We start from the raw sequence: 16,461 nt of genomic DNA, 5'->3' as shown, positions 1-16,461 counted from the left end.
GCGGATTTCCTTGTCGCGGATTTTGACGACATAGTCTTCGCCCGCATAGGCGGCCTGCATGTCGGGCCACATCGCCAGCAGCTTCTTGGCGCCGCCGTCCATGGCGTGGTCGCGCTCCGTGATCAGGTCGTCGAAGTCGGCGCCCTTGTTGGCGGCGGCCAGCATGCGCTTGGTCTCGCTGAGTTGCTGGCGCTCGCGCGCCAGCGTGACCTGCTTCCTGACGTTGCGGTGGTAGCCGCGCACGGTATCGGCGATCTCGGCCAGGTAGCGCGCGCGTGCCGGCGGAACGATCACGTTCTTGCCGCTCGAGTACTTCTGCGACGGGCCCTGCAACTTGCCCGTTTCGATGCGAAGGCCCAGTTCGGCCAGCTTCGGCAGCAGGCCGTGGTACAGGGCGGTCACGCCGTCGTCGTTGAAGCGCGACGCCTGGGTGCCGTAGACCGGCATCTCGTCCGGGGACTTGCTCCACAGTTCGCGGTTGCGCTGGTACTGCTTGGCGACGTCGCGCAGCGCGTCCTGGGCGCCCTTGCGGTCGAATTTATTAATCGCGATGAAGTCGGCGAAGTCGAGCATGTCGATCTTCTCGAGCTGGGACGCGGCGCCGAATTCCGGGGTCATCACGTACATCGAGCTGTCGACGTGCGGGACGATGGCGGCGTCGCCCTGGCCGATGCCCGAGGTCTCGACGATCACGAGGTCGAAGCCGGCCACCTTGCAGGCGGCGATCACGTCCGGCAGCGCCTGCGAGATTTCGGAGCCGGCTTCGCGGGTGGCGAGCGAGCGCATGAACACGCGCGCCTGGCCGTTCCACGGGTTGATCGCGTTCATGCGGATCCGGTCGCCCAGCAAGGCGCCGCCCGACTTGCGGCGCGACGGATCGATCGAGATCACGGCGATGTTCAGGCGGTCGCCCTGGTCGAGGCGGATGCGGCGGATCAGTTCATCGGTCAGCGAGGACTTGCCCGCGCCGCCGGTGCCGGTGATGCCGAGGGTCGGCACCTTCAGGGTGTCGGCGCGCTCGACCAGCTGCTTGCGGAGAAGAGGGTCGACCTTGCCGCTCTCCAGCGCCGTGATCAGCTGGGCCAGCGGGCGGTGGCGCGCGGCGATCTCGCCTTCGCGCAGCACCTCCAGCGAGGTGGGCGCATAGGGCGACAAATCGATGTCGCAGGTTTCCAGCATCGAACGGATCATGCCGACCAGGCCCATGCGCTGGCCGTCTTCCGGGCTGAAGATGCGGGTGACGCCGTAGGCGTGCAGTTCCTCGATCTCGCTCGGGACGATCACGCCGCCGCCGCCGCCGAACACCTTGATGTGGGCGCCGCCGCGTGCCTTCAGCAGGTCGATCATGTACTTGAAGTATTCGACATGGCCGCCCTGGTAGCTGGAAATGGCGATGCCCTGCACGTCTTCGGCCAGCGCCGCGGTGACGACTTCGTCGACCGAGCGGTTGTGGCCGAGGTGGATGACTTCGGCGCCGTTCGACTGCAGGATGCGGCGCATGATGTTGATCGAGGCGTCATGGCCGTCGAACAGCGAGGCGGCAGTGACGAAGCGCACCTTGTTGGCCAGCTTGGTCTGCTCGGGGATGTCCAGTTTCGCGGCGGGGGTGATGTCGTTCATTGGTAGTCCTTGGGGTCGGATGAGGACGAGGGATTCTTGGTACGGTATATGACGTTAACGTTAACGTCAAGAAGGGTTCGCGGTCGCCCCCGCCAAGGCAGGGGCGACATGTCGGTCGATCAGGCTGCGCGACGCTTGACCTTGCCGGACAGCAGCTCAGCCTTGCGTTCACGGAACTCGGCCACGGCCTTTTCCTTCACGTGGCCGAAGCCGCGGATCTGTTCCGGCAGCGAGGCCAGTTCGACCGCCTGGGCGTGGTTCGCGGCATCCAGTGTGCCCAGCAGGCTGTCGATCATCCCGCGGTATTCGCCAATGAGAGCACGCTCCATCTTGCGCTCCGCGGTGTAGCCGAACACGTCGAACGCGCCGCCGCGCAGGCCCTTCAGCCTGGCCAGCATCCTGAACGCGCCGAACATCCACGAGCCGTACTGCGCCTTGACCATGTGGCCCTTGGCGTCCTTCTTGGCGAACAGCGGCGGGGCCAGGTTGAACTTGAGCGAGAAGTCGCCTTCGAACTGGGTCTTGAGCTGCTCGACAAACTTGCCGTCGGTGTACAGGCGCGCCACTTCGTACTCGTCCTTGTAGGCCATCAGCTTGAAGTAGTACTTGGCGACCGCGGTCGACAGCTTGCTGCCCAGGCCCTTCGCCGTCTCGGCGGCGCGCACGCGCGCCACCAGGTCTTCGTACACGGCGGCATAGGCGCGGTCCTGGTAGCCGGTCAGGAACTCGATGCGCTTCCTGATCAGGCTATCCAGGCTTTGCGGCATCTGCACCACGATCGCCTGCGACGGGATCGCCTGCTTCTCGACGCGCTTGAAGTCCACGGCGGCGCGGCGGCCCCACAGGAAGCTCATCTTGTTCGAAGCGACCCCCACGCCATTCAGTTCGATCGCGCGCAGCAGGGCGGCTTCGCCCAGCGGGATGCGGCCCTTCTGCCAGGCGTAACCCATCAGGAACAAATTGGTAGCGATCGAGTCGCCCATCAGCGCGGTCGCCAGCCTGGTGGCGTCGACGAAGTCCACGCCTTGCTCACCGCCGGCGGCTTCCAGGATCAGCGCGCGCACTTCCGCGGCCGGGAATTCCCAGTCGCGCTGCTGGGCGAAGGTGCCGGTCGGCTGCTCGTGCAGGTTGACGATCGCCAGGGTGCGGCCCGGACGCATCTTCGAGACGGCATCGGCCGCGCCGGTGGTCAGCATGTCGCAGCCGAGGATCAGGTCCGCTTCGCCGGTGGCGATGCGCTGGGCGCGCAGGCGCTCCGGCGTGGCCGCGATCTTCACGTGCGAGGTGACCGAACCGTTCTTCTGGCTCATGCCGGTCATGTCCAGCACCGAGGCGCCCTTGCCCTCGAGGTGGGCGGCCATGCCCATCAGCGCGCCGACGGTGATCACGCCGGTGCCGCCGATGCCGTTGATCAGGATGTTGTACGGATGCTCGATGCCCGGCAGGGTCGGGGCGGGGAGGGCGCCCCAGCCGTCATCGGCGCCGTTCTTGCTCACGCCGGCCTTGCTCTTCTTCAGCGTGCCGCCTTCGACGGTCACGAAGCTCGGGCAGAAGCCCTTGGCGCACGAATAATCCTTGTTGCACGAGGACTGGTCGATCTGGCGCTTGCGGCCGAATTCCGTTTCCTTCGGCAGGATCGAGACGCAGTTCGACTGGATGCCGCAGTCGCCGCAGCCTTCGCACACGGCTTCGTTGATCACCATGCGCTGGTTCGGATCCGGGAACTCGTTCTTCTTGCGGCGGCGGCGCTTCTCGGCGGCGCAGGTCTGGTCGTAGATGATGACGGTCACGCCCGGCAGCTCGCGCAGTTCGCGCTGGATGTCGTCCATGTGCTTGCGGTCGTGCAGGGTGACGAGCGCCGGCAGGGCCGAGCGATCGGCGTAGCGCGACAGGTCCTCGGTGACCAGGGCGATGCGCTTGACGCCTTCGGCCGCCATCTGCTGCGCGATCATCGGCACCGAGGTGGTGCCGTCGACCGGCTGGCCGCCGGTCATCGCGACCGCGTCGTTGTACAGGATCTTGTAGGTGATGTTGACCTTGGCCGACACCGCCGCGCGGATCGCCAGGTAGCCGGAGTGGAAGTAGGTGCCGTCGCCCAGGTTCTGGAACACGTGCGGCACCTTCGAGAACGCGGCCTGGCCGATCCAGGGCGCGCCTTCGCCGCCCATGTGGGTGGTCAGCTTGTTCATCTCCGGGTAGATCGAGGTCGCCATCACGTGGCAGCCGATGCCGGCCAGCGCGAACGAGCCTTCCGGCACCTTGGTCGAGCTGTTGTGCGGGCAGCCGGAGCAGTAGAAGGCCGGGCGGAACGGCGTCGTAATAGCCTTCTGCAGTACGGCGTCCTTGGCGTCCAGGAAGGCCAGGCGCGCCTTGATCAGGTCACGGGTGGCGTCGTCCAGGCCGAGGCGGCCGATGCGGCTGGCGATCACGCGCGCCACCTGGGCCACCGAGAAGTCGGCTTTCGGCGGCAGCAGCCAGTCGCCGCGCGGCGCCACCCATTCGCCCTTGTCGTCGAACTTGCCGACGATGTGCGGACGCACGTCGTCGCGCCAGTTGTACAGCTGTTCCTTGAGCTGGTACTCGACCACCTGGCGCTTTTCCTCGACCACCAGGATCTCGTCCAGGCCCTGCGCGAATTCGCGCACGCCGTCCGGTTCCAGCGGCCAGATCATCGCGACCTTGTACAGGCGCAGGCCGACTTTGGCGGCCATCGCTTCGTCGATGCCCAGTTCTTCCAGCGCTTCCAGCACGTCGAGGTAGGACTTGCCCGAGGCGATGATGCCCAGCCTGGCGTTGGCGCTGTCGATCGTGGTGCGATTCAGCTTGTTTTCACGGGCATAGGCCAGCGCCGCATAGATCTTGTAGTCCTGCATCAGCGCTTCCTGGTTGCGCGCCTGCTGGCCCAGCGGCACCGACGACAGCCTGGTATTCAGGCCGCCTTCCGGCATCGCGAAGTCCTTCGGGTACTTCACTTCGACGCGGAACGGGTCGGCGTCGACCGAGGCGCTCGATTCGACCGTGTCGGCCAGCGCCTTGAAGGCCACCGCGCAGCCGGAGTAGCGCGACATGGCCCAGCCGTGCACGCCCAGGTCCAGGTATTCCTGCACGTTGCAGGGGTAGAGCACCGGGATCATGCAGGCCGAGAAGATGTGGTCGGACTGGTGCGGCAGGGTCGACGAATAGGCGCCGTGGTCGTCGCCGGCCACCAGCAGCACGCCGCCGTGCTTCGCGGTGCCGGCGTGGTTCATGTGCTTGAAGACGTCGCCGCAGCGGTCCACGCCCGGGCCCTTGCCGTACCACATGGCGAACACGCCGTCGTACCTGGCCGGGCCGATCAGGTCGACGGTCTGGGTGCCCCAGACGGCGGTGGCGGCCAGGTCTTCGTTCACGCCCGGGACGAACTGGATGTGATTGGCGTCCAGGTGGCCCTTGGTCTTCCACAGGGTTTCGTCCAGGCCGCCCAGGGGCGAGCCGCGGTAGCCCGAGATGAAGCCGGCGGTGTTCAGGCCGGCGGCGGCGTCGCGCTCGCGCTGCATCATCGGGAGGCGGACCAGCGCCTGGATACCCGACAGGAAGATGTTGCCCGATTTGGCGGTGTACTTGTCGTCCAGGGTGACGGTGGTGAGGCGGGACGAAAAGTCGGGGGCAACGCGGGGCTCATCGCCCGGCATGACGGTATCTGGCATGTCTGGTCTCCAAAATGGTAATTCGGCTGGTTCCCGCGTGCGGCGCCGGGTAGGCGGGCGGCAGGTGGCGTCGCAGGGCGACGGCGGCAAGGCGCCGGGTATGGCGCTTTTTAACCGCGTGGAGTGTAGGGTTTTAGCCGTCCACAAGCCAATAGGGTTTGCGGATGGGGGTATAAGAAAAAATGATGACTGTTATTCAGCCAGGGCGGCCAGCCGCGCCCCGGGCCAGGCCGCGCGGGCGCACAGGTCTTCGGTGACTTCGCGCACCAGGCGGCTGATGGCGGCGGCGGCATTCGTCAGCGGGATGTTGCGCGAACCGCACAGGATCACGTGCCGGGTCACGGCCGGGTCGCCCACCGGCCAGGCGGACATGGCCCCGCGCGCGATGTCGTCCTGCAGCGGCGCCAGCGGCAGCAGGGTGGCGCCGATATCGGCCAGGATGGCCGAGCGCAGGATGGTGATCGAATTGATCTCGAGGACGTTGCGCAGCGCCAGTCCGGCGCCATGCGCCACCTGCTCGACCAGCGGCCGCACGCCGTGCTGGCGCGCCGGCAGGATCAGGGTGCTGTCCAGCGCCTGGCGCAGGGTCAGGGAGGCGGAAGCGGGCGCGAAGCTGGAACCGGTGCGGCAGATGAACACCAGGTCTTCCTCGACCAGGGGCGTGGCCGTGAACTGCGCGGTGGGCGCGTCGTCGAACAGCACCGCCAGGTTCAGGCGCCCCGACTTGAGCTGCTCGGCCAGGTTGCCCGAGATTTCCTCGGTCAGCTGCAAGGTGATCTCGGGATAGCGGGCGCGCACCGCCGTCAGCAGCGGTAGCGCCAGGGCGCCGGAAATGCTGTGCGGCAGGCCGAGCGTGACGCTGCCCGAAGGCCGGTCGGTCGACTGCACCACCGCCGCGCGCGCATCCGCCACCTGCTTCAGGATCGCCTGGGCGTGCTCGTAGAACACCTTGCCGGCGTCGGTACTCACCACCCCGTGCGCCGAGCGGTGCAGCAGCTGTGCACCCAGTTCTTCTTCCAGCTGGCGCAGCTGCTGGGTCAGCGCAGGCTGGGCCACGTGCAGCACTAGGGCCGCGCGCGACAGCGAACCGTGGTCGACGATGGCAACGAAATAGCGCAGCTGGCGGAGTTCCATGAGAGTGTGTTCTGCAGGCAACAAGTGGTGGTGACGATGAGCAATATTGCTATACTGCATGGTCGTCGCGAGGCGGCGAGATTAACACATTAGCAGGGAAACAAGATGTTGAAGAAGGTGGATTCATCCCAGCTGAAACTCGGAATGTTCATCCATGACCTGGATTGCGGCTGGATGGAACATCCCTTCGTGCGCAGCCGCTTCGCGCTCACCAGCGAAGACGAGATCCGCAAGATCCGCAGCGCCGGCATCCGCGGCGTCGTGATCGATTGCGCGCGCGGCCTCGACATCGATGACGCGCCGACCCTGGCCCAGGCCGACGCGGCGACCGAGGCGGAAGTCGCCGCGATCGCGGCCCGGCCGGTGGTGCCGCTGAAGGTGGCGCTGGGCGAGGAGCTGGGGCGTGCCGCCATGGTCCGCAAGCAGGCGGCCGGCCTGGTGCGCACCGTGATGCAGGACGCGCGCCTCGGCAAGGCGGTCGAGCTGGACCAGGTCAGTCCGGTGGTGCAGAGCGTGACCGAATCGATCCTGCGCAATTCCGGCGCGCTGCTGGGCCTGCTGCGCATCAAGAACAAGGACGACTACACCTTCCTCCACTCGGTCAGCGTGTGCGCGCTGCTGGTGGCCTTCTGCCGCTCGCGCGGGATGGACGAGGAGACGATCTACCAGGCCGGCATCGGCGGCCTGCTGCACGACACCGGCAAGGCGCTGGTGCCCGACGAGATCCTGAACAAGCAGGGGCGCCTCACCGACGAGGAATTCGCGGTCATCCGGAAGCACCCGCGCGACGGCTACGACATCCTGCGCAAGTCAGGCGGGATCGGCGCGATCCCGCTCGACATCACCCTGCACCACCACGAGCGGCGCGACGGCAGCGGCTATCCGGAAGGGCAGGGCGAGGGCCGGATCAGCGAGCTGGCCCAGATGGCGGCGATCGTCGACGTGTACGACGCGATCACCTCGGACCGCTGCTACCACAAGGGCCTGCCGGCGGCCGAGGCGCTGCGCAAGATCTACGAGTGGAGCAAGTTCCACTTCAACCCGGTCCTGGCCCAGGAATTCATGCGCTGCGTCGGCATCTACCCGGTCGGCACCCTGGTGCTGCTGGAGTCGGGGCGCCTGGGCGTGGTGATCGAGCCGCACGAGACCAGCCTGCTCACGCCCAAGGTGAACGTCTTCTTCCATACGAAGAGCCGGGCCTATATCAAGCCCCAGACCGTGGACCTGTCGAAGGGGCTCGGCTTCGGCGGCGGCGACCGGATCGTGCGCCACGAGTCGCCGGAAAAATGGCAGGTCGAACCGCTGCGCTTCCTGCAGGTGGCGCAAGCCTAGAGGCCGCCCGAGCAGCGCAGGGTGGCGCCGGTCACGTAGGACGCCGCGTCGGACAGCAGCCACAGCACCGGCTCGGCGATCTCCGCCGGCGTGGCCAGGCGCTGCATCGGAATCTTCGGCGCCACCCGTTCCGGCCGTCCCGGCTCGCCGGCCGCGGCATGGATCCCGGTCAGGGTCGACCCCGGCGCCACCGCGCACACGCGGATCCCTTCCTGCGCCAGTTCGCGCGCCAGTCCCAGGGTGAAGGTCTCGAGCGCCGCCTTGCTGGCCGCATAGTGCACGAACTCGTGCGGGCTGCCGATGGTGGCGGCGATCGACGACAGGTTGACGATCACGCCGCGCGTGCCCGAGCGCCGGAAGGAGCGGACCGCGGCGCGGCTGCAATGCATGGCGCCGTAGACGTTGGTGCGGAACACCGCTTCGATGGCCGCGGGGTCGGTATCCATGAAGTTCGCGATGCGTCCGGTGATGCCCGCGTTGTTGACCAGGGCCGAAGGCGCTCCGAGTTCCGCCTCGATCCGGTCGAACATGCGCTCCACTTCCTCCTGGTCGCCGACGTCGGCCTGGATCGCGAGCGCCGTTCCGCCGTCCTGGCGGATACTGGCCGCCAGCGCCTCGGCGGCCGCCGTGTCGTGCTGGTAGTTGAGCGCCACCGCATAGCCGCCGGCGGCGGCGCCCCTGGCCACCGCGGCGCCGATGCCGCGTCCCGCGCCCGTTACGATCAGTACCCGCTGCATGTGTTCTCCCTGGCTGCCTGGCATGCCCCAGTGTCGCCGCTGGCACGGTTTTCGGCAAGCGCGGGCGCCGCATGCCAGGCATGCGCGGTAGGCATGCGTTCCATGCATAAAGAACGTGGCCCGGCAGGCGCAGTCTTTCTATACTGCGGTACGGACCGGCGCGCGGCGCCGGCATGTTCCATTCCTGCCCGGGAGTCCCATGACCGCACCTGCAGCGCCCACCATCGAATTCTGGTTCGAGTTCGGCAGCAACTACAGCTACCTGTCGCTGATGCGCATCGAAGAGCTGGCCAGGCGCGCTGCCGTGCGCCTGGTCTGGAAACCCTTCCTGCTCGGCCCGATCTTCCTCGAACTGGGGTGGAAAAGCCCGCCTTTCGTCGTGCAGCGGGAAAAGGGCGAGTACGTCTGGCGCGACATGGCGCGCCGCGCGAAGAAATATGGACTGCCTTTCGTGCGCCCGACGGTGTTTCCGCGCCGCGCGCTGCTGCCGATGCGGGTCGCGCTGCTCGGCGCGGACCAGCCATGGATGGGCGAGTTCTGCCGCCGCGTCATGCTGCGCAACTGGGCCCAGGACCTCGAGATCGATACGCCGGCAGCTGTGCTGGCCGCGCTCGACGGCCTGGTTGCCGATCCGTCCGCGCTGGTGCGGGCGGCCGGGGAAGAGGACGCCAAGGCGCGGCTCCGCGCCCAGACCGCCGCCGCGCGCGGGCTCGGGATCTTCGGCGCGCCCACCTTCCTGGTGGAGGGCGAGATGTTCTGGGGCGACGACCGCCTCGACGATGCGCTCGCGGCCGCACACGAAGGCTGAGAAGACGGCGCTTCCCTGCCGGCGCCTCGCGCACTACCATGGAACGGGAACCCTACTGCGAGGCAGACATGCAATTCACCTCCCTTCCTCCGCTGGATGCGCTGAAAGGCTTCGTGGCCGCGGCCAGGCGCGGGAGCATTACCGCCGCCGCCCAGGACCTGTGCCTGACGCAATCGGCCGTGAGCCGCCAGATCCAGAGCCTCGAGGAGCGGCTCGGCACGCCGCTGTTCGTGCGCGGGAACCGCGCCATCGTCCTCACCGAAGCGGGCCAGCAGCTGTACCGCCTGGCCGGCCCCTGGCTGGAACAGCTGGCCGGATTCGCGGCCTCGCTCAGGGCCGGACCGAAGGCGCGTCCGGTCACCGTCTCGGCCAGCATCGGCGTGGCCGCCCTGTGGGTGCTGCCCCGGCTGGGTGCATTCCAGGCCCTGTATCCGCACGTCGACGTGCGCCTGGCGGCCAGCAACCAGCTGCATGACCTGGAGCGCGAAGGCATCGACCTGGCGATCCGTTATTGCAGCGCGAGCCAGGCGCCGCGCGTGGCGCTGCACCTGTTCGACGAGGTGGTGGTGCCGGTCGCCAGTCCCGGGCTTGCCGCCCGGGCGTTCCGCTCACGCGCCAGCCTGCTCGGCGAGGTATTGCTGGACCTGGACGACCATGGCCGCTCCTGGCTGACGTGGCCCGGCTGGCTGCGCGAGCGCGCCTTCGAGAACCCGCAGCCGCGCGGCTATTTGCACTTCAACCAGTACGACCAGGTGATCCAGGCCGCGCTCGAGGGACATGGCGTCGCGCTCGGCCGCCTGGCCCTGGTCGAGCCGATGCTGCGCGCGGGACGCCTGGCCGCGCTGGCCGATGAAACGCAGCGCATTCCCGAGCGCGCCTACTGGCTGCTCGACGCCGCCGGGCCGGCGCGTCCCGAGGTGGCGCTGTTCCGCGACTGGCTGCTGCACGAATCGCGCCTGAGCCGGCAGTCGCTGGCCTAGGCCGGCCGCGCATGCATGCGCGCGGCGCATGGGACATGCGAAAAAATGCCGTTTGTGGCCTGGCCAGGCGCTGGCGATACTGGACTGGTCATCCACCGGAACAGGAAGCGCATCATGTCCACGTCATCGCGGTTCAGTCCGCTCTCGCTGGTGCTGTTCGGCGGCGCCATCATGGGCCTGGCGCTGGGAATACGCCACGCACAGGGCCTGTTCCTGGTCGCACTGGCCCCGGCGTTCGACGGCAACCGGGCCGATTTCGCCCTCGCGCTCGCGGTACAGAACCTGGTGTGGGGCCTGACCCAGCCGCTGGCCGGCATGCTCGCCGACCGCTTCGGTTCACGGCGCCTGATCGCCGCCGGCTGCCTGCTGTACGCCCTTGGCCTGGTGGCGATGGCGCGCGCCACGACCGGCTTCGAGCTCGTGCTCGGCGCGGGCGTCGTGCTCGGCGTCGCCCTGTCCTGCACCGCGTTCGGCGCGGTGTATGGCGCGCTCAGCCGCATGCTGGTCCCGGGACGGCGCAGCTGGGGCCTGGGCCTGGCGGGCGCCGTCGGAGGGCTGGGCCAGTTCCTGGCCATTCCCGTCACCCAGGATGCGATCGGCACCGTGGGCGCGCAGGGCGCGCTGCTGATGCTGGCGGGGGCGATGGCGCTGTTGTGCGTATGCGCGCTGCCGCTCGACGACCGGCGCGCGGATGCGGCTCCGGCCGGCCATCCGCAGGCGCTGGCGCCCGTGCTGCGCGCCGCATTCCGGCACCGCGGCATGTGGATGCTGGGCCTGGGCTTCCTCGCTTGCGGTTTCCAGCTTGCCTTCATCGCCACCCACCTGCCGGCCTACCTGCTGGACCGCGGCTTCGGTGCACGCGAGGCCGTGGTGGCGCTGTCGCTGGTGGCCATGGCGAACGTGGCCGGCACCTATGTCTGCGGGCTGCTCGGCGCGCGCCTGCGCAAGCCGCACCTGCTCTCGGTCATCTACCTGATCCGCTCGGCCGTGATCGCCCTGTTCGTGCTGGCCCCGCTGGGCGAGGGGACGCTCTACCTGTTTTCGCTGGCGATGGGACTGCTCTGGCTCGGGACGGTGCCGCTGACCACCGGCATCGTGTCCCAGGTATTCGGCACCCGCTACCTGGCGACCCTGTTCGGCTTCGTCTTCCTGGGCCACCAGGTCGGCAGCTTCGCCGGCGTGTGGCTGGGCGGTGCGGTGTTCGACGCCACCGGCTCCTATGGCCTGGTGTGGCTGTGCGCGGTGGCCGTCGGCCTGTTCGCCGCCGTCATCCACTGGCCGATCAGCGATGCGCCGCTGGCGGCGCCGCGTCCGGCGCACGCGGCATGAACGCAGCGCTGCGCGCGTGGGGCGTGGTGGCGGCCCTTGCGGTGGCGATGCTGTGGGGCTGCTGGCGCCTGCTGCGCCCGGAAGCCTGGATGGCCCTGCTGGGCGCGCTGTCGGTCTGCTAGCGGCGGCTCAGAAGAATTCGGCGGTGTCGTTGGTGGCGATGGTCCGCAGCAGGCCGTGGGCGACCAGTTCCTCGTAGTGGCAGGCGCGGTTGCGGCCGTTGGCCTTGGCGTAGTAGAGCGCCTGGTCGGCGTGGCCGAGCGTGACCACCGGCGAATCGGCCGCACTGACGCTGGTGAAGCCGACGCTGACGGTGACCCGGCCCACCTGCGGAAATTCATGCGCTTCGACATTGGTGCGGAAGCGGTCGATGATGCGCCAGGCGTTCTCCAGGGTCGTCGAGCGCAGCAGCACCACGAATTCCTCGCCGCCGAAGCGGAACACCCGGTCCTGCGCGCGGAACGAGGACTGCAGCAGGTTGGCGATCAGGATCAGGACCTCGTCCCCGTACAGGTGGCCGAAGCGGTCGTTGACGCCCTTGAAGTGATCGACGTCGACCACCGCCAGCCACTGCTGTTCCTGGCCCTGGTGATGGCGCCGTTCCGGCCGGCCCGGCACCAGGGGCTCGGTGTCGGAGGCCTGCAGCATGCGCGCCAGCTGGTCGTCGAAGGTCTTGCGGTTCAACAGCCCGGTGAGCGAATCGCGTTCGCTGTAGTCGAGCAGGTTCTGGAAGTTGCGGTAGACGCCGACGATGCCGCCGATCGTGTGGATCGCCTCCGCCGTGAATGGCTCCTGATGCACGATCTCGAGGCAGGTGTCGGCCGTGTCGCCGAACCAGATCGGCAGCCACAGGCGGTGCAGCCCGTCCGCCCCGACGGCGTCGGCGCGCGCAGCGTGCTGTTCCAGGCATTGCGCAAGCGCGGGGAAGGCGGAGATCGGCTCGCCGGGACTGGTGCCGTCCGCCGGCTCCTCGGGGCAGGCCACGCCGCCCGCGCGGATGCAGGCGCGCGAACGCACGAAGGTCTGGCCGCATACCGTGGCGAGGGTCAGCACCCGTGTCTGGGCCGCGCCCGACAATTCCTGTACCGCCGAAACCACGGAAATGTCCAGCATCGTGTGATCGCGGTGGCCAGTCATGTCCACCATGTGTCGCAGCAGGGAATCCATGTCGTTCACAGAAACGTCGTCAGGAAAAACGAGGCTTGTCGGTCTCACCGGGATGCCGCTTTTTTGAGCGGCAAGAGAAACAGGATAAAGCCTTTTTGTACTAGAGGCAACTATTCTTGACAATTTTCATCATTTATCCCGGCAGTTTATTCTTCATCAGAATGTTTAATTTCCGTATGGAAAATTTGTCTGTGGTCAACTTGCCGTGTGGAACTATTCGCTACAGTGAACGTACTGGCAAACGCAGTACAGCAAGTCGCGGTGGGGCCCCATCGCAGCCAGTGCATCCCTCAACCACCACAAGGAGTTTTGTCATGAGCACCATTACCTCCGCAATCAAGGCATTCGTTGCTGACGAGAACGGTGTGACGGCGATCGAGTATGGCATGATCGCCGCCCTCATCGGTGTCGCAATGGCTGCGGTTGCCGGCCAGGTTGGCGAGAAGATCCACGACGCGTTCGAGTACATCCGCGACAAGTTCGTGATCCCGGCCGCCTGATCGCCATTGCCCCCGGTGCGCGGTCCGGCCCCGGGGGCTTTTTTTGTTTTCACGGACTAGCAGGAAGATGTGGCATTCGGGGTCAGGTCTGTCATTCGGACATGGACGCACAAGCCTTGCGAAATCTCAGAACGGTTTTAAGTATGCCGGGACTTCTTCCTCTTTCCGACATGGCTCGTGATGCGCGGGTTTCGATGACAAAGTGAGCCGAGCATTGACGAGTTTGGGATAAACAAACCAGCATTTTGAGATAGAGCAAAGGTATTCGCTCAGTGTCCGAATGACAGACCTGACCCCGAAAAGAACCTTTTTTCGGGAGGTATCATGATGGTCGCACCCTATCTCGACACCCTGCTGCTGCTGATGGTGACGGCCGCAGCGATCAACGACCTGGCCAGCCGCCGCATTCCCAACCTGCTGCTGCTGGCCGGCGCCCTCGGCGCGCTGTGCCTGCACCTGCTGTCGCCGGCGCCGCTGTCCGCGCTGCTGGCCTGGCTGGGAGGCGCCGCCACCGGCCTGCTGGTGTTCCTGCCGTTTTACCTGGTCCGCGGCATGGCCGCCGGGGACGTCAAGATGATGGCCGCGGTCGGCGCCTTCACCGGCCCGCGCGAGGCGCTGGCCATCGCCGTCCTGGCCTGGTGCGCGGGCGGCGTGATGGCGCTCCTGATCATCGTCTGCAAGGGCCGCCTGCGGCTGGCGCTGAGCAACCTGTGGGCCATGCTGCGTCCGGCCCTGCTGCGCCTGCCTCCCGGGCCGTCGCTGCGGGAAAGCGCCGGTTCCATGCCCTACGGGGTGGCGATCGCGGCCGGCACCCTGGCCGTTCTTGCCGGCCGCTACGGATAAAACTGCTTGAGTCCGCTATTTGCTAGGCATCAAACGACGCCGGAGGGCGCTCGTTAGAATCAAATCAAGTTCCCCGCATTCGTACTGCATCGAGCAGGAGGTTCATGATGGAAGCGTTATCGGCCCATGCCGCCGTCCTCCAGGGCGAGCGCGCGGCGGAGGTTCCCGACGGCGACGTGGCCGCCGTGCTGCCGCGCCAGGCGCGCACCGTGCGCGACACCGGATTGGAACCGCGCTTCGTGACCGCCCTCGTGGTCAAGGCCATGCATGCCGGCGGCAAGATGCCGCTGTCGCTCCTGACCGGCCGCCTGCGCCTGTCGATCGGCGTGGTGCGCGAGGTCCTGCAGCAGCTGATCGCGGCCCAGCAGGCCGAGGTGGCCTGGTCCGGCGACTCCGACATCGACGTGCACTACCAGCTGACCGCGTTCGGGCAGCGCGCCGCCGGTGAGTACCTGCTCGAATCGCGCTATGCCGGCCCGGCCCCGGTGCCGCTGGCCGTGTACCGCGCCGTGGTGGCGCGCCAGTCGCTGCGCCAGCCCGGTTGCGCGCGGATCACGCCCGCCGAACTGCAGGCGGTGCTGGGCGACGACGGCATCGAACCCGGCATGCGCGAACTGATCGGCGCGGCCCTGCATTCGAACCGGCCGATGCTGCTGGTCGGTCCCTGCGGCAGCGGCAAGACCACGCTGGCGCGCAAGTTCGCGCGGCTGCGCCAGGAACCGGTCGCGGTGCCGCATGCGGTGCTGGTCAACCACGAGATCGTGCAGCTGTACGATCCCGCGCTGCATCCGGCGCCGCTGGCGCCGCGCGGGATGGAAGACCGGCGCAGCGTCGACGCGCGCTGGGCGCTGTGCCAGCGGCCGCTGGTGCAGGTCGGCGCCGAGCTGACCCGCGACATGCTCGAACTGCGCCACGATGGCGCCAGCGGCGTGTTCCATGCGCCGCCGCACCTGCTGGCGAATAACGGGCTGCTGGTGGCCGACGACCTGGGGCGCCAGCGCCTGCCGGCCGGCGAGCTGCTGCACCGCTGGCTCGGCGCGCTCGAGCAGGGCCAGGACCATGTGGCGGTGCCGGGCGGGCCCACGCACGCGCTGCCGTTCGACGTGACCCTGGTGCTGGCCACCAGCCTCGCGCCCGAGTCGGTGCTCGACGAATCCTGCATGCGCCGCATCGGCTACCGCATCGCCATCGGTCCGCTGCCGGAAGCGGCTTACCGCGCGCTGCTGCGGCGCCAGGCCCGCCTGCGCCGCATCGAGGTCGACGAGACGGCGCTCGATTTCCTGCTGAACGACCTGCACCGGCGCACCCGGCGTCCGCTGCTGGCGGCCTTTCCGGACGAACTGCTCGGCCGGATCGCCGATTTCGCCGCATTCGCCGGGCGCACGCCGCGGCTCGATGCGGACAGCGTGGCACAGGCCTGGAGCAGCCTGTTCGGCGCCGTTTCCCTGCCGGCTCCATGGGGAGAGGCGCGATGAAGAACAAGCGTGCAGTGATCGTGATGGCGCTGGCCGTCGTCTTCGGACTGGGCGCGGTGCTGCTGGCCGCACAGTGGCTGCTCAACGCGCCCGCCGCCAGCGCCGGCCGCATCGTGGTGGCGGCGGCCGACATCGACATCGGCCAGCGCCTGGCGCCGGGCATGCTCAAGCTGGTCGACTGGCCGGCCGACAGCATTCCGAAGGGCGCCTACCTCGCACCCGACAAGCTCAGCGGGCGGGTGGTCAGGAGCAGCGTGCTGGCGGGCGAACCGGTCAGCGAGGCCAGGCTGGCACCTAGGGGCACCCTGGGCGGCCTGTCGGCCCTCATCACCGAGGGCAAGCGCGCCATCACGGTGCGCGTCAACGACGTGATCGGCGTGGCCGGCTTCGCGCTGCCCGGCAACTACGTCGACATCATCGTCAGCACCGAGACCGAGCCGCAGCCGCAGCAGCAGTCGGCCGGGGTGCGCGAGCAGAGCATCTCGAAGATCGTGCTGGAGCGGATCCTGGTGCTGGCGGTGGCGCAGGAAGTCAGCCGCGACGAGACCAAGCCGAAGGTGGTCAACGCCGTCACGCTCGAAGTCACCCCCGAGCAGGCGGAAAAGCTCGACCTGGCGCGCAGCGTCGGCACCCTGTCGCTGGCGCTGCGCAACCAGGTCGATCCGGCCGCGGCCCGGACCGGCGGCGCCACCAAGCAGAACCTGCTGCCGGCGCCCGTCACGCTGCGCCCGGTCGCGCTGCCGGTCGCGCAAAGGCCGCGCAGCACGGCGCCGCGTCCGGCCGCGCCGCCAAGGCGCGACTGCGTGCGCGTCATCAACGGCCTGCACAGCTCGCAGGAATGCTTCTGAGT

14 protein-coding genes are annotated in these 16,461 nt (G+C 68.1%); 9 read left to right on the top strand and 5 right to left on the bottom strand.

All coding sequences use genetic code 11. The annotated features are described in order from the left end of the window. From H162_RS30705 to H162_RS0112625, 3 genes are all read right to left on the bottom strand, one after another. A partial coding sequence (locus tag H162_RS30705) for a cobalamin-dependent protein (protein WP_020653836.1) occupies positions 1-1,620 on the bottom strand: 1,620 nt, incomplete at its 3' end. Between the two features lie 119 nt (positions 1,621-1,739). Next, positions 1,740-5,306 (bottom strand): indolepyruvate ferredoxin oxidoreductase family protein, encoded by a 3,567-nt coding sequence (locus H162_RS0112630; RefSeq protein ID WP_020653835.1) that lies wholly within the window; start codon positions 5,304-5,306, stop codon positions 1,740-1,742. 192 nt (positions 5,307-5,498) lie between these two features. Beyond that, on the bottom strand, positions 5,499-6,440 hold the full coding sequence (locus H162_RS0112625; RefSeq protein WP_020653834.1) for a LysR substrate-binding domain-containing protein: 942 nt from the start codon (positions 6,438-6,440) through the stop codon (positions 5,499-5,501). 105 nt (positions 6,441-6,545) lie between these two features. On the opposite strand from H162_RS0112625, the gene H162_RS0112620 reads away from it, so the two are divergent. Next, a complete protein-coding gene (locus tag H162_RS0112620) occupies positions 6,546-7,772 on the top strand; it encodes an HD-GYP domain-containing protein (protein WP_026354571.1) in 1,227 nt (408 codons plus the stop codon). Here H162_RS0112620 and H162_RS0112615 read toward each other — a convergent pair. Then, positions 7,769-8,509 carry an SDR family oxidoreductase gene (locus H162_RS0112615; RefSeq protein WP_020653832.1) on the bottom strand — a complete coding sequence of 247 codons (741 nt, stop codon included), beginning with the start codon at positions 8,507-8,509 and terminating at the stop codon, positions 7,769-7,771. The two genes, H162_RS0112620 and H162_RS0112615, sit on opposite strands and share 4 nt — an antisense overlap. A 199-nt stretch (positions 8,510-8,708) precedes the next feature. Here H162_RS0112615 and H162_RS0112610 point away from each other — a divergent pair, with 199 nt between their 5' ends. The 4 genes from H162_RS0112610 to H162_RS35570 all read left to right on the top strand — a co-directional run bounded on the left by H162_RS0112610 (position 8,709) and on the right by H162_RS35570 (position 11,748). Further along, positions 8,709-9,317, top strand: coding sequence for a 2-hydroxychromene-2-carboxylate isomerase (locus H162_RS0112610; RefSeq protein ID WP_020653831.1), 609 nt, complete (start codon positions 8,709-8,711; stop codon positions 9,315-9,317). A 68-nt stretch (positions 9,318-9,385) separates the two neighbouring features. Beyond that, complete coding sequence (locus tag H162_RS0112605) at positions 9,386-10,297, top strand: LysR substrate-binding domain-containing protein (protein WP_020653830.1); 912 nt, start codon at positions 9,386-9,388, stop codon at positions 10,295-10,297. A 114-nt stretch (positions 10,298-10,411) separates the two neighbouring features. Further along, on the top strand, positions 10,412-11,626 hold the full coding sequence (locus tag H162_RS0112600) for an MFS transporter (RefSeq protein WP_020653829.1): 1,215 nt from the start codon (positions 10,412-10,414) through the stop codon (positions 11,624-11,626). Beyond that, on the top strand, positions 11,623-11,748 hold the full coding sequence (locus H162_RS35570) for a hypothetical protein (protein WP_020653828.1): 126 nt from the start codon (positions 11,623-11,625) through the stop codon (positions 11,746-11,748). Before H162_RS0112600 ends, H162_RS35570 begins: the two co-directional genes overlap by 4 nt. A 7-nt stretch (positions 11,749-11,755) precedes the next feature. On the opposite strand, the gene H162_RS0112590 is transcribed toward H162_RS35570, so the two are convergent. Continuing rightward, positions 11,756-12,793: a GGDEF domain-containing protein gene (locus tag H162_RS0112590; RefSeq protein WP_020653827.1), complete on the bottom strand. Its 1,038-nt coding sequence runs from the start codon at positions 12,791-12,793 to the stop codon at positions 11,756-11,758. Between the two features lie 314 nt (positions 12,794-13,107). On the opposite strand from H162_RS0112590, the gene H162_RS0112585 reads away from it, so the two are divergent. From H162_RS0112585 to cpaB, 4 genes are all read left to right on the top strand, one after another. Continuing rightward, positions 13,108-13,293 (top strand): Flp family type IVb pilin, encoded by a 186-nt coding sequence (locus H162_RS0112585; protein WP_020653826.1) that lies wholly within the window; start codon positions 13,108-13,110, stop codon positions 13,291-13,293. A 324-nt stretch (positions 13,294-13,617) separates the two neighbouring features. Further along, entirely contained in the window at positions 13,618-14,136 is a 519-nt protein-coding gene (locus H162_RS0112580; protein WP_020653825.1) for an A24 family peptidase, read from the top strand. Positions 14,137-14,240: 104 nt separating this feature from the next. Next, on the top strand, positions 14,241-15,611 hold the full coding sequence (locus H162_RS0112575; protein WP_229452043.1) for an ATP-binding protein: 1,371 nt from the start codon (positions 14,241-14,243) through the stop codon (positions 15,609-15,611). Further along, a complete protein-coding gene (cpaB, locus tag H162_RS0112570) occupies positions 15,608-16,459 on the top strand; it encodes a Flp pilus assembly protein CpaB (RefSeq protein ID WP_020653823.1) in 852 nt (283 codons plus the stop codon). The genes H162_RS0112575 and cpaB overlap by 4 nt, the downstream gene beginning before the upstream one ends. Positions 16,460-16,461: the final 2 nt, after the last annotated feature.

Origin of the sequence: Massilia niastensis DSM 21313, from assembly GCF_000382345.1 — a bacterium.
Taxonomy (GTDB): Bacteria; Pseudomonadota; Gammaproteobacteria; order Burkholderiales; family Burkholderiaceae_D; genus Telluria; species Telluria niastensis.
The sequence above is the reverse complement of the archived record's forward strand: the minus strand, read 5'-3'. Positions and strand labels throughout refer to the sequence as shown.

What these genes read in the sequence shown, in the direction of transcription:
- H162_RS0112610 (WP_020653831.1), top strand. Translation starts at nt 8,709, where the DNA reads ATGACCGCACCTGCAGCGCCCACCATCGAATTCTGGTTCGAGTTCGGC.
- H162_RS0112615 (WP_020653832.1), bottom strand. Translation starts at nt 8,509, where the DNA reads ATGCAGCGGGTACTGATCGTAACGGGCGCGGGACGCGGCATCGGCGCC.
- H162_RS0112620 (WP_026354571.1), top strand. Translation starts at nt 6,546, where the DNA reads ATGTTGAAGAAGGTGGATTCATCCCAGCTGAAACTCGGAATGTTCATC.
- H162_RS0112580 (WP_020653825.1), top strand. Translation starts at nt 13,618, where the DNA reads ATGATGGTCGCACCCTATCTCGACACCCTGCTGCTGCTGATGGTGACG.
- H162_RS0112575 (WP_229452043.1), top strand. Translation starts at nt 14,241, where the DNA reads ATGATGGAAGCGTTATCGGCCCATGCCGCCGTCCTCCAGGGCGAGCGC.
- H162_RS0112600 (WP_020653829.1), top strand. Translation starts at nt 10,412, where the DNA reads ATGTCCACGTCATCGCGGTTCAGTCCGCTCTCGCTGGTGCTGTTCGGC.
- H162_RS0112585 (WP_020653826.1), top strand. Translation starts at nt 13,108, where the DNA reads ATGAGCACCATTACCTCCGCAATCAAGGCATTCGTTGCTGACGAGAAC.
- H162_RS0112630 (WP_020653835.1), bottom strand. Translation starts at nt 5,306, where the DNA reads ATGCCAGATACCGTCATGCCGGGCGATGAGCCCCGCGTTGCCCCCGAC.
- cpaB (WP_020653823.1), top strand. Translation starts at nt 15,608, where the DNA reads ATGAAGAACAAGCGTGCAGTGATCGTGATGGCGCTGGCCGTCGTCTTC.
- H162_RS0112590 (WP_020653827.1), bottom strand. Translation starts at nt 12,793, where the DNA reads ATGGATTCCCTGCTGCGACACATGGTGGACATGACTGGCCACCGCGAT.
- H162_RS0112605 (WP_020653830.1), top strand. Translation starts at nt 9,386, where the DNA reads ATGCAATTCACCTCCCTTCCTCCGCTGGATGCGCTGAAAGGCTTCGTG.
- H162_RS0112625 (WP_020653834.1), bottom strand. Translation starts at nt 6,440, where the DNA reads ATGGAACTCCGCCAGCTGCGCTATTTCGTTGCCATCGTCGACCACGGT.
- H162_RS35570 (WP_020653828.1), top strand. Translation starts at nt 11,623, where the DNA reads ATGAACGCAGCGCTGCGCGCGTGGGGCGTGGTGGCGGCCCTTGCGGTG.